This window comes from Desulfitobacterium sp. THU1, from assembly GCF_038181555.1.
GTDB lineage: Bacteria > Bacillota > Desulfitobacteriia > Desulfitobacteriales > Desulfitobacteriaceae > Desulfitobacterium.
Genome location: NZ_JBBWUA010000001.1, coordinates 202,248 through 219,270 on the forward strand (window position 1 = coordinate 202,248; position 17,023 = coordinate 219,270).

Here is a 17,023-nt window from a genome sequence, read left to right on the forward strand (position 1 = left end):
GAGCGTCGAAGGAGTGAATTGTTTTTTGTAATGGACTTTTGAGTCGTAAGACTTAGAGGTCCATCTTTTATAACATAGAAGACATTCCTAAAACTTAGAATGAATCAATTGCTCTTCATTTAGCTAGTCACTTTTATTGAGGTCTAGAATGAGAGCAATTAAAAAAATCATAGGAAGGCAAATTTCCCCTTGACATTTATAATAATTCTAATATAATAATAAACATAAAGAGCCTTAACAACTAGCTCAGATATAATATAAGAATGAAGGAGAGATTTGAACGATGAAAAAATTTGTTTGTGCAGTCTGTGGATACATTTATGAAGGAAATGAAGCTCCGGAGCAATGTCCACAATGTAAAGTAGGTAAAGAAAAGTTCGTGGAGAAAACCGAAGGTAATCTTCAATGGGCTGATGAGCATAGAATTGGGGTAGCTGAAGGTGTTGATCCTGAAGTTATCGAAGGCCTAAGAGCAAACTTCATGGGTGAATGTACAGAAGTTGGCATGTATCTGGCTATGAGCCGTCAAGCAGATCGCGAAGGATTCCCTGAAGTTGCTGAAGCATACAAGCGCATTGCCTTTGAAGAAGCTGAGCATGCAGCAAAATTTGCGGAACTTCTGGGTGAGGTTGTTGTAGCGGACACCAAGAAAAACCTTGAGATGAGAGTAGAAGCTGAATATGGTGCAACTCAAGGTAAAAAGGATCTCGCAACCTTAGCAAAGAAGCTCAACTTGGATGCTATCCATGATACCGTCCATGAAATGTGTAAAGATGAAGCCCGTCATGGCAGAGCCTTCTTGGGACTTCTCAATCGCTACTTTAAATAAGGAAAAACCTCGTCACGTGTAAGTTCAGTAAAATTCGGCAAACGTTCAGAGTAATAGAGGCAAGGGCAGTGGAAGCACGCCCTTGTCCCTTTATATTTCTGAACGATATGTCGAATTATGCAGGATTATAAGTTTATTTGAAGAATTGTAAGTTTGTAAGATCTAAAAAATTTAAAGTTTTTTTATATTTCTCTGTAGGAGGAATGGCCATGGCACCCGATGTTCGACAAGTCAAGCTTGTGTCGATATTTAATCTTCTTAATCAACTCGGCAATAAAAACACCCTTAAAGAATACTTGAATGGAGTAATTGATTTTCTCGCGGATTGGACCGGATGTGAGAAAATCGGTATTCGAGTTCTCGGCGAAGGCGATGCGGCCTATTATATGGTCCATCGGGGATTTGATGAGGATTTCATCTCTTCAGAAGGCTGTATTTCGATTCATGAGGATGAATGTGTCTGTTCGCGAGTGCTGAGACAACAATTTATCGAGGATGACCAGCCTTATATCTATGAAACGGGCACTTACTATGCTCGCAACTTTACTCAGCACATTGGAGAATTGAACCCGGAACAACTTGCCGATTTCCGCGGAGTATGTGCCATAAGAAGATTCAAGAGCCTGGTTGTAATTCCCTTATTTCATCAGAAAACGATTATCGGAGTTATTCATATGGCCGATACCCAAGAGGGTAAGTTTGCAACGGGCGACCTACAATTCATTGAAACCATCAGGCCCCTGATAGAAGAGGCGATTTATCGGCACAATCTGGAGGAAGATTTAAAGAATACAGTGCGCAGATATGAAGCAGAGGAAATGGTCATTCGTAAGCTTAAGTTTGAAGAGCGTCTAGCCAGTATTTCCGCTCGCTTTAACCAACAAGAGGATTTTAAAGTAGCTGCAGAAGAATCCTTAATGGACATTTTGGAGTTATTTAAGGCAGACTACGTCTGTCTGCGTCTTGGTAAGAGCTTAGATGAATACGCGAAGGCTTGTAGATCTGAAAGACAAAATTACAAAAGTCCAATTACAGAGGAATCCTTCCATGAATTAAAGAAACGTTGGGAAAAGGGCGAGATTCTTTGCCAGAAACCTGCCTACCAAGGGGAATTTCAAGAGATCGGAATGTTCTCTGAGGAAATTTTTGATAAGGATTCCATCTTAGCTTTCCCGCTCAACTTTAAAGGTTCTTTATTGGGAGCTTTCATTATTGTTAATATTTCTTCAGGAGGACTTCCCTTTCAGGAAATACTCAACCCCCTAAAACTGGTTACCGATACTCTTGCCAATGCCGTGGAACAAGGAAGAATTCATCAGCAATTAATGTGGTCAGAAAACCGTTACCGCACCATCTTCGACCATTCAGGAAGCGCTGTGCTGATTGTAGATGAAAATCTTAAAATACTTCTTTCCAACGCTCAAGCGCAGAAACTTTTAAGGCTACCCCGGGAAGCGCTGGATCATCAAGCTTATTTAACAGAATTTCTCCCGGATCGTGAAGTAGAGCGTCTGAAGAACTATAACCGAAAGAGGCTACTCAAGGACCCCGAGGTGCCTACTCAATATGAAGCTCGATATAAGGACAGTCAAGGAAACATTAAGGATGTGATATCTTCTGCGGTCCATATTCCACAGACCACTCAAACTGTTCTTTCGATTATCGATGTTACGGAACAGAAGAGGGCAGAAGCGGAACTGCATTATTTAAGTTTACATGATAGCTTAACCGGTCTCTATAATCGTATCTTTTTCGATCAGCAATTACGTAAGTATGAAGTGGAATCAAGTGAAAAGACACTCTGTTTAATCATGTGTGATGTGAATGGTTTAAAACTTATCAACACGACCTTTGGTAGCGAAGTTGGGGACCAAGTGCTTGTTGTAACAGCAGGGCTTTTGGAAGCGTGTTTTCCGGACAGATTGGTAGCGCGCATCGGCGGCGATGAATTTGCTGTGATCATTGAACAAGATGAATCGATTGATCTTGAACAGGCTTGCCAGCAATTCCGTAGGATAATAGAAGAATACAAAGAGGATCGTGTGGGCTTCCCCTTGGATCTCTCTTTAGGGTATGCTTGCTCTAAAAACTCTGGATTAAGTGGAAGCCAACTGGTGAAAAAGGCCGATGATGCCATGAACAGAGAGAAGCTGCATAATGACAAGAGCGCACGGAACTCTCAAGTACAAATACTTTCCAAAGCTCTGGAGTTTCGGGATTTTATAACGGAAGGTCATGCGGAACGGGTGCAGAATCTAATTTTGGCGACAGGGGAATCCGTAGGCTTATCCAACCAACGTTTATCTGATTTAAAGCTTTTTGCCCAATTTCATGATATTGGCAAAGTGGGTATTCCTGATCATATTCTCTTTAAGAAAGGACGCCTTACCGAGGATGAGTGGAAAACCATGAGGGAGCATTGTGAAATTGGCCATCGTATTGCTCAGTCTGCTCCTGATATCTATCCCATATCCGAATGGATTCTTAAGCACCATGAAAACTGGGACGGTTCAGGGTATCCTCTAGGTTTAAAGGGTGAAGAGATTCCTATCGAGTGCCGAATTCTCGCTGTGGCAGATACCTTTGATGCCATGACAAATGATCGACCCTATCGGAAAGCGCAAACAGTTGAGGCTGCTATCAAGGAGATCATTAGCTGTGCCGGAACCCAATTCGATCCCCGTATTGTGAAACACTTCGTGGAAACAATCTAGCTCGACGCACCTAGGATAGCTTGAAAAAGTTGCCAAGGACATAGAAGAAAGTCTATAATGTAAAACAGTAAAATCAAGCATTAATTTAGCAATAATCTAGAAGTGTCAAACAAGAGACTTATCTGAATCGACGAGATGGGATATTCGAAGGGAGCTTGAGAAATCATGGCAAAGCTGAATGAAAATTATTTAAAACTACCGGGCAGTTATTTGTTCTCAGAAATTGCGCGCAGGGTCAATGAGTTTAAAAGTCAACATCCAAATGTAGATATGATTCGCTTAGGAATTGGCGATGTAACGAGACCGCTGGCACCGGCGGTAGTAGAGGCTATGAAGAATGCTGTTGATGAAATGGGCAAGCCAGAGTCCTTTAGAGGGTATGGCCCGGAACAAGGCTATGATTTTCTCATTGAAAGAATTATTGCCAATGATTATCGCCCTCGTGGTATTGAATTAGGTAAGGATGAAGTCTTTGTAAGTGATGGAGCTAAAAGCGATACAGCTAATTTTCAAGAGATATTCGGCTTAGATAATGTCATGGCGGTAACGGATCCTGTCTATCCTGTGTATGTGGACAGCAATGTCATGGCCGGACGAACCGGTATGTACGATACGGAGAAAGGGCAGTATGGAAAAATCGTCTATCTTCCTTGTACCGAGGAAAATGGTATGAAACCCGCTCTGCCAACCACTCCTGTGGATATGATCTATCTTTGTTTCCCCAACAATCCTACCGGTATGACGTTGACTAAAGAGGAATTGAGGCTCTGGGTTGATTATGCACGAGAGAATAACGCGATCATTCTCTTTGACTCAGCCTATGAAGCCTTTATTCGTGAAGAAGAGGTTCCCCGCAGTATCTACGAAGTCGAAGGAGCACGCCAAGTCGCAGTAGAGTTCCGTAGCTTCTCTAAGACAGCGGGCTTTACCGGAACACGTTGTGCCTATACCGTGGTGCCTAAGGATGTACTAGTCTATGACTCCCAAGGCCAAGGACATAGCCTTAACAAGCTCTGGCTAAGAAGGCAGACAACCAAATTTAATGGCGTATCCTATCCGGTTCAAGCCGCTGCTGCCGCAGTGTATTCAGAAGAAGGGAAAAAGCAGATCAGAGCTACCATAGATTATTACATGGAAAATGCCCGCATCATCCGTGAAGGGCTGAAGGAAGCCGGATTTAAAGTCTTTGGCGGCGTCAATGCCCCCTATATTTGGATGAAAACTCCCCATAATATGGGCTCCTGGGAGTTTTTCGATAAGCTGATGGCTGAAGCACACGTAGTAGGTACCCCAGGCGCAGGCTTCGGAGCTAATGGCGAAGGATATTTCCGTCTCACCGCCTTTGGCACCCGCGAAAACACTGAGAAGGCCATTGAGCGGATTAAGACTCGGATGAAGTAAGGCTGAGTCAGCCTTGGCCTTGTAATACCTAGTGGATATATGAAAGCCAGTCCTCTTAAGTTTGTAAGGGGGCTGGCTTTGTGCGTTGTATGTTGCTCTGAACGATAGAGTCTCCAGAATTTTACTTTACTCGTTCACTCGATAAGCTGTGCGCACCCGTTCTAATCGCTTAATCTACCCGCTCCGTCTGGTACCCCGCTAAATCGCCATCCTTGGCTCTCTAGCGGGTTGGAAACGTCCTGTTTCCAACCAGACTACGCAGCTAGATTTTCGCGAAGAACGGTTAGCTGCTCGCTTAAAAGTCGTTCTCTACTGTAAAGTAAAATTCTTGGGATGGATTCAAAGTACATTAAGAATATTCTTTGCAGATTGTAGACAAGCCTAAATAGCCCATACCCATATTAATACTTAGGGAATGGTCTGCAGCTTGCGCTTCACTCAATAAAGACCAAGGAAGCTGCTAGGTATGAGGATTCGAACCAAGTTTAATCCGTGCTCACGAAGCGTCCCCAAGGTAATCCGTACTCAAGAAGCGGCCCAAGGAGCTTGCTTTACGCCAAAGAACGGCTTCTAAGCGAGTACTACCCGTTCTTCGCGAAAAGCTTTCAGCGGAGTCGGGTTGGAAACAGGACGTTTCCAACTGACTAGAGAGCCAAGGATGGCGATTTAGTCAGGAACCCGACGGAGCAGAATGCTTGAGCGTTAGAACGGGTGTGCGCAGCTTACAGAGTGAACGGGTAAAGCAAGCTCCTGGAGACACCCCAAAAATCGTGGGGTCCAACAGCAGGCGAGCCCCTAAACCTCCCCCATAATCTTCCCCATCTCCGAAATATCATATCCGCCAATCCCCGCCACCTCATTGCGGAAGCTATCGGACTTCAAAATGCTTAACAAAGCCTGAAAGTGAGGCTTCACGAGATCTTCCATAAGCATGACCATGTCATAGCGTTCTTTATGTAAGGGTACAAAATCAAGGGAGCTGACTTGCATAGCCGCTTTCTCAATTCCTAGGCCGACATCTGCTTCCCCGCGGGCCACGCGGCTGGCCACGGCCATGTGAGACATTTCCTCGTCGGCATAACCTTGAACCCTTTGGTGAGGGATATCGGCCAAGCGAAGCTGCTCATCCAGAAGAACCCGTGCCCCGGAGCCTCGTTCGCGGTTGACAAAGCGGATATCCGGCCGAGCCAAATCACTCCAGGTAAGAATTTTCTTCGGATTGCCTTTGGCTACATAGAATCCCTCCATGCGATAAACGATGTTCACGACGCTCGCAGGATACCCAGGCAAAAGGTAGCGAACGTAGGGGAGATTGTACTCGTTAGTATGGCTGTCCCATAAGTGAGTCGTCACCACATTAGCTTGTCCGTGGTAAAGAGCTATCAGTCCATCGAGGCTACCGCTATATTGGCGGAGAAAACTAATATGCGGAAATTGTTTTTGCAAGTGTCGAGTTAAAATATCCAGGAGAATATCCTGGCCACAGATAACCAAGCTTCCATTTTGAAGGGAGGAGCGGCGGGCGTAATTAGAGTGGGTCGATGTTTCAGGGAATTCATTAGGATTATCTGCCATGGTTGAAACAGGTGCATACTGAGGATTGCTAGGGGATTGCTCTGATGTCGTTGTAGCCGGCTGCGCTAAATAGCCTCCTTTAGATTTACGAATGTAATCTTCCAAATCGGAATTTTGAATGCGAAACTTGCGCCCGATCCGATAGGCGCTTAGGTCGCCGCGTTTAATCATTTCGTAGACTGTGAACTTCGATATTTTAAGGATATTCGCGACTTCCTCAGGAGTGTACGTGACATTAGACAAGGGTAGCTCCCCTCTCATTACTGCATGACTATGCAGTGTTATTTATAGCCTACTAGTTACTGGCTGCTGATAAAAGACCAAGTAACATTTTATATGTGTAGAGTTGAGTGAGTTTTCTTCGGGCAATTTATTATTGATATTTATTATAACATATCATATAATGTGAGAGAAGTTCAGTTATGTTTGGTTTAGTTTGGATGAGTCAAAGCCAATGCATTTGCCTTTGGTGAGGAAATGCCCGACCAATTTGTTTGAATCATGTTATGTTTGGTTGATTTGAATATAGTTTGAATCTACCTCTATTTCTTAGTATAGGAATTAAAGAATTTTGCGTAGGAGGTAAAAAGGATGAAAAGATTATTAAGAACAATGGTTATGGGTAGTCTGATTTTGTCCCTTCTCTTAGTTGGTTGTGACAGCGGTGGTAATAGCACCAATGGTTCTAATGGAGCGGCTAACACGCCTCAAGTAAAACCAACCGAGCTAATAATTTCCGCAGCGGCAAGCTTAAAGAGCTCCATGGGAGAAGTGCAAACTCTCTATGAAGGGAAGAATACTCAAGTCAAGCTTATTATAAACTATGGTAGCTCCGGCACCCTCCAGCAACAAATCGAGCAAGGGGCACCGGCCGATCTCTTTATTTCAGCTGGCAAATCCCAGGTGGATGCACTGTTGGAAAAGAACTTAATGGTAAAAGAAAGTGTTGTAAATTTACTGGGTAATGAATTAGTTCTTGTGGTAGGAGCAGATAATACAGAGGTTAAATCCATCCAAGATCTAAGCAAAGACGGCGTTGTCAAGATCGGAATTGGCACACCGGAATCTGTTCCGGCAGGAAAATATGCCAAGGAGGCTTTCACCTCCATAAAGCTTTGGGATAGCTTGCAACCAAAATTTGTTATGGCCAAAGATGTGACCCAAGTATTAAACTATGTGGAGACTGGTAATGTGGAAGCGGGTGTGGTCTACAAATCCGATGCCCAAGGATCAACAAAAGCCAGAGTTGTAGAATCCTTCCCTGCCGATAGTCATAAACCCATTATATATCCTGCAGGAATCGTCTCTGCTACTACACATAAGGCAGAAGCTGAAGCGTTCTTAACCTATTTACAAAGTAGCGAAGCTCAGGATATATTTACTAAATACGGATTTAAGATTGCTGGAAAATAGATTACAACTAACATTGAGGGTTTGCGATGGACTTTGATTTTTCACCTATAGTTTTATCTGTAAAGGTTGCAACAGCTGCGGTATTAATCGTAGTCTGTTTTGCAATTCCCATTGCCACGCTTATGGCCAAGCGTCAGTTTCCGGGGAAGACCATTGTGGAATCACTGCTGACACTACCCTTAGTGTTGCCACCTTCGGTGGTTGGTTTTGTTCTCCTTTACATGTTTGGCAAGAATGGCCCCATCGGTAAGCTGTTGGCGGAGTTTTTTCAGGTGACCGTCGTTTTCAGCATCTGGGGTGCAGTCATTGCAGCGGCCGTTGTCTCTTTTCCGATGATGTATCAATCAGTAAAAGCTGCGATCGAAAGCGTAGACTCGCAGCTAGAACAAGCCGCCCGGACCCTTGGTGCCGGGGAGATGAGAATCTTCTTTACGATTACGATTCCTTTAGCTTGGAACGGTGTAGTGGCCGGCTTTGTTCTGGCTTTCGCCCGCTCCCTCGGCGAATTTGGTGCAACCCTCATGCTTGCCGGCAATATTCCCGGCAAGACCTCAACCATGCCCCTAGCGATTTACTTCGCTAGTGAAAGCGGCAACACACGGGAAGCCTGGATTCTGGTCTCGATTATGGTGTTGTTTAGCTTTCTGGTTATTTTTGGCCTTAATCATTGGGGCAAAGGGAAAGAGAACGCTAAGTCCGATGGGAGGGTGGCGTAATGGTCAAAGTACAATTGCAACGGAAGCTTCCTACTTTTACCCTGGAAGTCGACTTTGCAGTAGATAACCATATTCTTGCCATCGTCGGCCCCTCCGGAGCTGGAAAAACCACAGTACTCCAATGCTTGGCAGGACTGCAAATCCCTTCTCAGGGTGAGATTATGATTAATGGCAAGACCATCTTTTCTTCGGAGCGAAACGTCAATCTCCCTGTGCGCAAACGGCGGATTGGCTATGTGTTCCAAGATTACGCCCTATTCCCCCATATGACTATCGAAAAGAATGTTCTCTACGGGAAGCCAAAGCAAACCCAATCTTCTCATCAGTCCATGGGCGTCACAGAGATACTTGATATTCTTCAAATTGGTCATTTGCGACAACGTTTTCCCCGTCAGATATCAGGAGGAGAAAAGCAACGGGTGGCCTTAGCCCGGGCGTTAATGACCGAACCGGAGCTTTTGCTTCTCGATGAATCCCTCTCCGCCCTAGATCCTGATACTCGAGCCCTGCTTCAGCAAGAACTGCTTAAGGTTCAACAACAGTGGCAGATCCCCTTCATTATGGTAACCCACGATCCCCGTGAAGCGGAGGTCCTCGGTAGCCGGATTCTGCGGATTGATAAGGGTGCCCAAGAGACTCTTAAATGAAAACTGGGGACAGGTCTCTGTTTTCATTTATCCATGCAAAGACACATCGGTGGTTACTTTGGTGGTGTCAACTGTGGTGCCCCTGGGTCGCACGAAGGAAAGTGCCTCTTCTCTATTTTAGAGAAGGGGCACTTTTTATGTCTAAACACTCACCCATCCCCGCAGGTTTCAATACACTATTACATAATGAAAGGAAAGGGGGAAGGGACATTGAGTAAGGTTGTGGAGCTACATAATCTAGGCATGAAATATCAATCCCTCAACGGCGAAATCTCGGCACTGGAAAATATCAATTTCGATGTTGAGGAAGGTGAATTTGTCAGTATTGTTGGTCCAAGCGGATGTGGCAAATCAACCCTCTTATCTATTATAAGCGGACTGATTTCCCCCACAGAGGGCAAAGTGCTTGTCGATGGAGAGGTCGTCAAGGGAACATCGCCCAAGATGGGCTACATGCTGCAGAAGGACCATCTCTTTGAATGGCGGACCATCCTGCAAAACATCCAGCTCGGGCTAGAGATCCAAAAGAGTCTAACCCTTGAAGCTAAAGCTCGCACTGAGCATCTTCTAAAAACCTATGGCCTTTACGATTTTCGCAACAAATACCCTAGCCAGCTTTCAGGCGGGATGAGACAGCGGGCAGCTCTCATTCGTACCTTAGTCACCAAACCCCAAATCCTCCTATTGGATGAGGCTTTCTCTGCTTTAGACTATCAAACGCGCCTAGCTGTCAATGAGGATATCTACACCATTCTCAAGAAGGAAAACAAAACCGCCCTCATCGTCACACACGATATCGCCGAAGCCATTAGTATGGCAGACCGTGTTGTAGTACTTACGAAAAGACCCGGGACCATTAAAAAAGTTTATCCCATTGACTTGAAGTGTGAAAAACGCTCTCCTTTAAAGTCGCGTGATATGCCGGCCTTCCAGACCTACTTTCAAGCGATATGGAAGGAGCTGGATGTCCATGTCTAGCATTTCGCCGGAGCATAAAGCCTATCTTCGTCAAGTTCGCCAAGAGCGGATTAAGGTCAGACTAACTCAATTATTGATACTGGTGCTTGCCTTCGGGCTGTGGGAGTTCTGTGCTCAACTAAAGATTGTCGATCCCTTTATTACCAGTCAGCCTACCAGAATCTTCAAGACCATAATCAACCTACACCAAGAAGGGGTACTTATCCATCACATTACGGTCACCTGTGTAGAAACAGTGATTGGTTTTTTGCTGGGAACTATCTTGGGAACGATTATTGCCATTATCCTTTGGTGGTCGGAGTTTATCTCTAAAGTCTCTGAACCCTATCTTGTCATCCTCAATAGCCTGCCGAAAATTGCCCTCGGACCCATTTTTATCGTATGGATTGGCGCCGGTCCGGCAGCCATCATCGTGATGACTTTGGCCATCTCTCTTATCGTCACCATCCTCGAAGTTCTTAATGGCTTTATAGCTATTGACCAAGAGAAAATCAAATTGGTTCAGACCTTTGGGGGGACAAAAACTCAAGTCCTCACCAAGGTTCTTCTCCCTGCCTCCTATTCAACCATCATCAATGCCTTGAAAATTAACGTGGGTCTATCTTGGGTGGGTGTAATTGTCGGGGAATTTCTCGTCTCCAAGGCCGGTTTGGGCTATCTGATCGTCTATGGAGGCCAGATATTCAAGTTGGATCTGGTCATGACCAGTGTCTTTATCTTAGGAATAGCTGCAGCATTAATGTATCAGGGGGTGGTTTTGTTCGAAAAGCTTATTATTAAGCATCCTGAAGGAAAGTAGTCTGAATATTTAGGGGAGGGTTATTATGAAACGTCGATTTGGCATACTTATGGTGTTGATTTTAGCCGCAGCATTAATTCTCACTGGCTGTGGAAATAGTAGTAGCAAGGATAATCAACTCACAAAGATCAGAGTATCAGAGGTGACCCATTCCATCTTTTATGCTCCACAATATGTAGCCTTGACCCAAGGCTTCTTTAAAGAAGAGGGATTGGATATTGAGCTCACCAATGGCGGAGGAGCAGATAAGGTCATGACCGCTGTTTTAACCGGTCAAGTTGAGATTGGCTTTGCCGGTCCGGAAGCCTCTGTCTATGTCTATAATGAAGGCAAAGAAGATAATGCTATTGTTTTTGCGCAATTAACTAATGGTGATGGCACCTTCCTCATTGGTCGCGAGCCGGACTCCGATTTCCAGTGGAGTGACTTGCAGGGCAAGACAATCATTGGGGGGAGAAAAGGTGGAATGCCGGAAATCATTCTCCAGTACGTTTTGCGCAATAATGGCTTAACCCCAGGCAAAGATGTTTTTATAGATACCACTATGCAATTTAATGCCATGCCCGGTGCCTTTCTAGGCGGTCAAGGTGATTATGTTATTCTCTTTGAACCTACAGCTTCGGCTATGGAAAAAGAGGGCAAGGCCTATATTATCGCTTCCTTAGGTAAAGAAAGTGGAGAAGTGCCCTACACAGCTTATTTTGCCAAGAAGAGCTATATGGAGAAAAACCCCAACATTATCCAAAAATTTACCAATGCCGTTTATAAAGGCCAACGTTGGGTAGAATCCCATTCGCCTGAGGAAATAGCCAAAGCCATCAAACCCCATTTCCCCGATGCGGATGAACAAATTCTTACCACTGTTGTCAAACGCTATAAAGAACAGAACAGTTGGAAGAAGGATCCTATCCTTTTAGAAAAGGATCTCCAGGTTTTACAACAAGCACTGCAGGATTCCGGTGAATTAAGCAAGAAAGCTCCCTATGATAAAATAATTACCCCAGTATTTGGAGAGACGGCCCTCAAGAATGTAAAATAATTTGTCGTAAAAATGGTGAGGAGAGAATAATTTGGGAATATTCCGAAATATTCTCTCCATTTTATATTTATTCATTGCTTGATGGGATAATCGAGGTTTATTTAGGCTATTTTGGCGTAAAAGAATGGACAAAGACAAATAAATTTCAGATGAGAATCTTCAACCTGTAGTATACTATTACTATATGCTATATATAAAGAAGTTTTATAATCGCATAATATAATGCTATGTATGTCATGAAATTATTGATTATTTTATAGAAGGTGTTCTAATGTCGACTTGGCTTATAGCCTTTGGAATTTTTATTGTTGGTGCAATCCTTTGGCATGTTTCCAAATACCATCGTTTCCTTGTTGAACGTGTGGACGAAATTCAGGTCATGAAATGTGCCTTTGAACACACGGCAGTCGGGATGGCGATAGTTCGTCCGGACTTCCAATACATCAAAGTTAACAAAGCGTATGCTGGTATTATTGGATACTCCGTTATGGAACTGATGGCTACAGTACATAAGGATTTTATTCATCCGGAAGATCGTGAAAAGGACACTCCTTTTGTTAATGAAATTTTATTAAGTAAAATAGATTCTTTTACCTCGATTAAGCGCTACATTCATAAACAAGGCCATATTGTTTGGGTCAGGGCCACCGTTTCGGTTGTCCGCCATGACAATGGTGATATAAAGTATTTTATTACCCAAATCCAAGACATTACCCATGCCAAAAAAGCTGAGGATGAGCTGCGCAGATCAAAGGATGAGGCAGAAATTATTGCTCGTACAGATTATCTGACAAATGTGCTAAACCGCAGAGCCTTTATTGAGCGGCTACAGGAAGAATTAAAACGAACAAAACGCACGGGAAAGAGCTTTGCTATGATTATCGTGGATGTTGATCTCTTTAAGAGAGTCAACGACTGCTATGGACATTTAGCAGGAGACTATGTTTTGCAGAAATTTGCCGAGTGTTTAGGGACTATGGTCAGGCCCTATGACTTCATTGGTCGCTATGGTGGAGAAGAATTCGCTATTTGCTTACCGGGTACCGATATTGAACAAGCCGCCGTTGTAGCGGAACGGATGAGGGAGAACGTCGCAGCCCTCCAAGTAGAATATATGAATCATCGGATTCGAGTCACAGGTAGCTTTGGCGTAACTGTTTACAATCACGAATCTCCTGAAGACGTAGATGCACTGATCGAGAGGGCGGACTCTGCGATGTATGTAGCCAAGAGTCACAAAAATACGGTCTATCAGTGTGTTTCCTAGCCAGATGAAAACCGGGGACAGGTCCCGGTTTTTATTTTTACATCTTAAAAATAAGTGATAACTACCTGTTGATTTGGGAAAAATAATGTGTTAAACTATTCTAAACTGTTGACGGGGAAGTAAAACCGCAAGACCAGCCTTAAAGAGAGCCGGGAAAGGTGGAAACCTGGTAGGTAACGGAGCGGGTAAATGGGCCCCTGAGGGCGGAGCGAAAAGCAATGAGTAGCTTACGACGCACAGCCGGCGTTATTGGGCTAAGGGTGTGATGGCACCCTGCAAGAGAGGATGTATGGGCACCGGTTTTCATACATCAATTAAGGTGGTACCGCAGGTTAAGCGCCTGTCCTTAAGGTTAGACTTAAGGACAGGCGTTTTTTGTTTTGGTACAACCGTCCCATGCATTGACGCGGATGGATGGGAATTGCAGGGAAGAACCCTCAAATCTTTAATCAAAAATTTGAAAAAGAGTGGAGGATCTTCAAATGAAAAAGAAATTTGCGGGAATCTTAAGTGGAGTATTGGCATTATCTTTACTGGTCTCAGGTTGTGGCGCTAGTAATACGGACCAAGGAAAGGCTGCCAATGATGGTAAAAAAAGCGTCGGGATTGTTCAAATTGTCGAGCACCCCTCCCTAAATACCATTCGTGAGGCTACTATTGCCGAATTAGCAAACCAAGGTTTTAAAGATGGTGAAAATACTACTATTGACTATCAAAATGCCCAAGGTGACCAAACCAACCTCAAAACGATTGCCCAAAAGTTTGTTTCCAATAAATATGACCTGATTATTGCTATTGCCACTCCTTCGGCTCAAGCAGTCGTCAGTGAAACCAAAGATATTCCTGTTGTTTTCTCAGCCGCCACAGACCCCATTGGGTCAGGACTCGTTAGCAGCATGGAAAAGCCCGGTGCAAATGTTACAGGCACCTCCGACCGAGTCTCTGCTGAAAAAATCATGGAGCTAGCTGAGAAGATTACCCCCGGCATAAAAACCGTCGGAGCCCTCTACAACACCAGTGAGACCAATTCCGTGTCCGTCATCGAAAACCTCAAGGAGTATGCAGCTAAGAAGAATATTAAAGTAGAAGTAGCTACCGTAACCAACAGCTCCGAAGTACTCCAGGCAGTCAACGCCCTCACCGGTGATGTAGATGCGATCTTTATCCCCATCGACAATGCTGTCGCCAGCGCCATGCCCGCTGTAGCTCAAGCTGCCAATAAAGCGAAAATTCCCGTCTACGTGGGAGCTGATTCCATGGTCAAAGACGGCGGCCTAGCAACCTATGGCATCAATTACACCATCCTCGGTCAAGAAACAGCAAAAATGGCCTCCGAAATCCTCAAGGGCAAAAACCCCGGAGATATCCCTGTAAAATCCATGACTGACATGGACATCTACCTCAACCAAAAAACAGCCGATGCCATCGGCATCACCATCCCTGCCGATGTCATTAAAGAAGCTGCAGAAGTATTTAAGTAATAAAAGAGCGACCCCACGTCCTTCGCGAAAAGCCAGCAATATAATCGAGGGACCTGACCCCATTTCACACATTGTTACCTTAAAAGAAGACCCAAGGATTTTGATATACGGAAGAGAGCGACTTCAAAGCGAGCGGAGACAAAACTTCGCGAAAAGCACGCAGCGGAGTCGGATTGGAAACAGGACGTTTCCAACCGCCTACGAGGCAGGAGCCGATTTAGGCGGATATCCGACGGAGCGGAGAGCTTGAGCGATTAGTTTTGTCCGCGCAGCTTTCTGAGCGAACCTGTATAGCAAAATCCTGGAGATCCCTTAAAACCAAACTTATACTGTGCTAAGGACAAAGACTAACTCTTAGCAAAGACGTAAAGGAGCGACCACCACCAATGAACTTCGCCCTCCAAGGCTCTATCGAACTCGGAATTATATATGCAATCATGGCCCTAGGCGTATTCATATCCTTCCGCACCTTGAATATGCCGGATATGACGGTTGACGGAAGCTTTGTCACAGGTGCGGCTATCTCCGTCGTCTTGAGTATGAATGGCCATCCCTTTCTGGGACTGCTACTGTCCTTTATTGTCGGCTGCGGTACCGGATGTATCGCTGCCTTTCTTCATACTAAATTAAAGATCCAAGCTCTCTTGGCGGGAATCCTCGCCATGCTTGCCCTGTATTCCCTTAACCTGAAAATAATGAGCGGACGAGCCAATATTGCTCTTATGAATAAAGCCACAGTGTTCAGCGAATTCGAAAAGTTGGTGAGTGGAGATTATAGTCGACTCATCTTTGCAGCTATCATGATTGTCCTTTGCTTGATTGTCCTCTTTCTTTTCTTGAATACCCGCTTAGGTTTTTTGGTGCGGGCGACAGGAGATAATGATCAAATGGTGAGGGCCCTAGGGGTAAACACCGACCTAACTATTTTTGTTGGCCTAGCCATAGCCAATGGCTTTGTGGCTGTTTCAGGGGCCATGATTGCTCAATATCAATCCTTCGTGGATGTAGCTATGGGCGTTGGTATGGTGGTCATCGGACTGGCTTCGGTTATCATCGGGGAAGTTGTTTTTGGTATAAAATCCTTAATGCGGCGACTGATTGCCGTCGTATTAGGTTCAATACTTTATCGTCTAATTATTGCCGTCGCCCTTGAGTTGGGCATGCCGGCCGGAGATTTAAAACTTGTCTCCGCAGTGATTGTTGCCTTAGCTATGTCCACTCCCATTCTAAAAAAACAATTTGCTACCATGAAAAGACGACATTTCTCCCATCAACGTTCCAAAAAGAGTTTGCAGTGGAAGGAGTGATCGATTCAAATGCTTAAGCTTAAACAAGTAAGTAAAACCTTCGGTATCGGTAGTAGCAACGAAAAGCGGGCACTGGATCAGGTAGATCTTACACTGCAATCGGGTGAATTTGTGACCGTCATTGGTGGGAATGGTGCAGGGAAGTCCACCCTCTTTAACTGCATCTCCGGCATGTATGAGGTTGAGGAAGGACAGATCCTCCTTGACGATCTAGACATTACTTTCTTTCCCGAATATAAGCGTTCCCGAGCCATTGGTAGGGTATTTCAAGACCCCCTCAAGGGGACGGCCTTTGATATGACCATTGAACAAAATTTAGCGATCGCCTTAGGGAAAGGTCAGTCCATTAGCCTCCGCCCAGGCATCACGAAGAAAGAGCTGGATTTCCTCAGAGAGCGTATTGCTATGCTCGATCTGGGTCTGGAGAATCGCATGAAGCATAAGGTAGGACTCTTGTCCGGAGGACAGCGCCAAGCCTTGACCCTGCTGATGGCCACCTTAGTTAAGCCCAAGATTCTGCTGCTCGACGAGCATACAGCGGCACTTGACCCAGCCATCGCCAAGAAGGTGATGAGTATAACTCGACAGATCGTTGAGGAAGAAAAGCTCTGTACCCTCATGATTACCCATAATATGAAGGCATCCTTAGAATTCGGCACACGAACTATCATGATGCATGAAGGAAGAATCATCATGGATATTCAAGGCCAGGAGCGGAAACAGATGACTGTAGATCTCCTCATTGACCAATTCGAATCTCGCAGCGGCACCGCCCTCGATAATGATCGCATGCTGCTTGGTTAAACTGTAATAATGCGAAAAGGGACCTGACCCCTTTTCGCATTATTTTTTCTAAT

Annotated in this window: 14 protein-coding genes and 1 other annotated feature; of the genes, 13 read left to right on the forward strand and 1 reads right to left on the reverse strand. The window is 44.7% G+C overall.

The annotated features are described in order from the left end of the window. Positions 1-283: 283 nt before the first annotated feature. From AAC978_RS00960 to AAC978_RS00970, 3 genes are all read left to right on the forward strand, one after another. Positions 284-829, forward strand: a complete 546-nt coding sequence (locus AAC978_RS00960) for an NADH peroxidase (protein WP_341546086.1) — start codon at positions 284-286, stop codon at positions 827-829. Positions 830-1,038: 209 nt separating this feature from the next. Beyond that, a complete protein-coding gene (locus AAC978_RS00965; protein ID WP_341546087.1) occupies positions 1,039-3,543 on the forward strand; it encodes an HD domain-containing phosphohydrolase in 2,505 nt (834 codons plus the stop codon). Between the two features lie 165 nt (positions 3,544-3,708). Continuing rightward, complete coding sequence (locus AAC978_RS00970; protein WP_341546088.1) at positions 3,709-4,944, forward strand: LL-diaminopimelate aminotransferase; 1,236 nt, start codon at positions 3,709-3,711, stop codon at positions 4,942-4,944. Between the two features lie 795 nt (positions 4,945-5,739). On the opposite strand, the gene AAC978_RS00975 is transcribed toward AAC978_RS00970, so the two are convergent. Further along, complete coding sequence (locus AAC978_RS00975) at positions 5,740-6,762, reverse strand: helix-turn-helix transcriptional regulator (protein ID WP_341546089.1); 1,023 nt, start codon at positions 6,760-6,762, stop codon at positions 5,740-5,742. A 348-nt stretch (positions 6,763-7,110) separates the two neighbouring features. Between AAC978_RS00975 and modA the strand changes: the two genes are divergently transcribed. The 10 genes from modA (at position 7,111) to AAC978_RS01025 (ending at position 16,970) form a co-directional block, all read left to right on the forward strand. Beyond that, entirely contained in the window at positions 7,111-7,932 is an 822-nt protein-coding gene (modA, locus tag AAC978_RS00980) for a molybdate ABC transporter substrate-binding protein (RefSeq protein ID WP_341546090.1), read from the forward strand. Positions 7,933-7,958: 26 nt separating this feature from the next. Then, on the forward strand, positions 7,959-8,648 hold the full coding sequence (gene modB / locus AAC978_RS00985; RefSeq protein WP_341546091.1) for a molybdate ABC transporter permease subunit: 690 nt from the start codon (positions 7,959-7,961) through the stop codon (positions 8,646-8,648). After that, positions 8,648-9,295, forward strand: a complete 648-nt coding sequence (locus tag AAC978_RS00990; RefSeq protein ID WP_341546092.1) for an ATP-binding cassette domain-containing protein — start codon at positions 8,648-8,650, stop codon at positions 9,293-9,295. The genes modB and AAC978_RS00990 overlap by 1 nt, the downstream gene beginning before the upstream one ends. Before the next feature lie 210 nt (positions 9,296-9,505). Next, the gene (locus AAC978_RS00995) at positions 9,506-10,273 is read left to right on the forward strand and encodes an ABC transporter ATP-binding protein (protein WP_341546093.1); all 768 of its coding nucleotides are present in this window, start codon (positions 9,506-9,508) and stop codon (positions 10,271-10,273) included. Beyond that, complete coding sequence (locus AAC978_RS01000; RefSeq protein WP_341546094.1) at positions 10,266-11,072, forward strand: ABC transporter permease; 807 nt, start codon at positions 10,266-10,268, stop codon at positions 11,070-11,072. The genes AAC978_RS00995 and AAC978_RS01000 overlap by 8 nt, the downstream gene beginning before the upstream one ends. Before the next feature lie 25 nt (positions 11,073-11,097). After that, on the forward strand, positions 11,098-12,111 hold the full coding sequence (locus tag AAC978_RS01005) for an ABC transporter substrate-binding protein (protein ID WP_341546095.1): 1,014 nt from the start codon (positions 11,098-11,100) through the stop codon (positions 12,109-12,111). Between the two features lie 271 nt (positions 12,112-12,382). Further along, the gene (locus AAC978_RS01010; RefSeq protein WP_341546096.1) at positions 12,383-13,378 is read left to right on the forward strand and encodes a GGDEF domain-containing protein; all 996 of its coding nucleotides are present in this window, start codon (positions 12,383-12,385) and stop codon (positions 13,376-13,378) included. Between the two features lie 99 nt (positions 13,379-13,477). Then, positions 13,478-13,729, forward strand: a binding site (T-box leader). Positions 13,730-13,860: 131 nt separating this feature from the next. Continuing rightward, the gene (locus AAC978_RS01015) at positions 13,861-14,859 is read left to right on the forward strand and encodes an ABC transporter substrate-binding protein (protein WP_341546097.1); all 999 of its coding nucleotides are present in this window, start codon (positions 13,861-13,863) and stop codon (positions 14,857-14,859) included. A 386-nt stretch (positions 14,860-15,245) separates the two neighbouring features. Beyond that, complete coding sequence (locus tag AAC978_RS01020; RefSeq protein ID WP_341546098.1) at positions 15,246-16,166, forward strand: ABC transporter permease; 921 nt, start codon at positions 15,246-15,248, stop codon at positions 16,164-16,166. Positions 16,167-16,175: 9 nt separating this feature from the next. Further along, positions 16,176-16,970: an ABC transporter ATP-binding protein gene (locus AAC978_RS01025; RefSeq protein ID WP_341546099.1), complete on the forward strand. Its 795-nt coding sequence runs from the start codon at positions 16,176-16,178 to the stop codon at positions 16,968-16,970. The last annotated feature ends 53 nt before the right edge of the window (positions 16,971-17,023 follow it).

Coding starts and splice junctions, on each gene's coding strand:
- AAC978_RS00960 (WP_341546086.1), top strand. CDS start 284: ATGAAAAAATTTGTTTGTGCAGTCTGTGGATACATTTATGAAGGAAAT.
- AAC978_RS00965 (WP_341546087.1), top strand. CDS start 1,039: ATGGCACCCGATGTTCGACAAGTCAAGCTTGTGTCGATATTTAATCTT.
- AAC978_RS00970 (WP_341546088.1), top strand. CDS start 3,709: ATGGCAAAGCTGAATGAAAATTATTTAAAACTACCGGGCAGTTATTTG.
- modA (WP_341546090.1), top strand. CDS start 7,111: ATGAAAAGATTATTAAGAACAATGGTTATGGGTAGTCTGATTTTGTCC.
- modB (WP_341546091.1), top strand. CDS start 7,959: ATGGACTTTGATTTTTCACCTATAGTTTTATCTGTAAAGGTTGCAACA.
- AAC978_RS00990 (WP_341546092.1), top strand. CDS start 8,648: ATGGTCAAAGTACAATTGCAACGGAAGCTTCCTACTTTTACCCTGGAA.
- AAC978_RS01000 (WP_341546094.1), top strand. CDS start 10,266: ATGTCTAGCATTTCGCCGGAGCATAAAGCCTATCTTCGTCAAGTTCGC.
- AAC978_RS01005 (WP_341546095.1), top strand. CDS start 11,098: ATGAAACGTCGATTTGGCATACTTATGGTGTTGATTTTAGCCGCAGCA.
- AAC978_RS01010 (WP_341546096.1), top strand. CDS start 12,383: ATGTCGACTTGGCTTATAGCCTTTGGAATTTTTATTGTTGGTGCAATC.
- AAC978_RS01015 (WP_341546097.1), top strand. CDS start 13,861: ATGAAAAAGAAATTTGCGGGAATCTTAAGTGGAGTATTGGCATTATCT.
- AAC978_RS01020 (WP_341546098.1), top strand. CDS start 15,246: ATGAACTTCGCCCTCCAAGGCTCTATCGAACTCGGAATTATATATGCA.
- AAC978_RS01025 (WP_341546099.1), top strand. CDS start 16,176: ATGCTTAAGCTTAAACAAGTAAGTAAAACCTTCGGTATCGGTAGTAGC.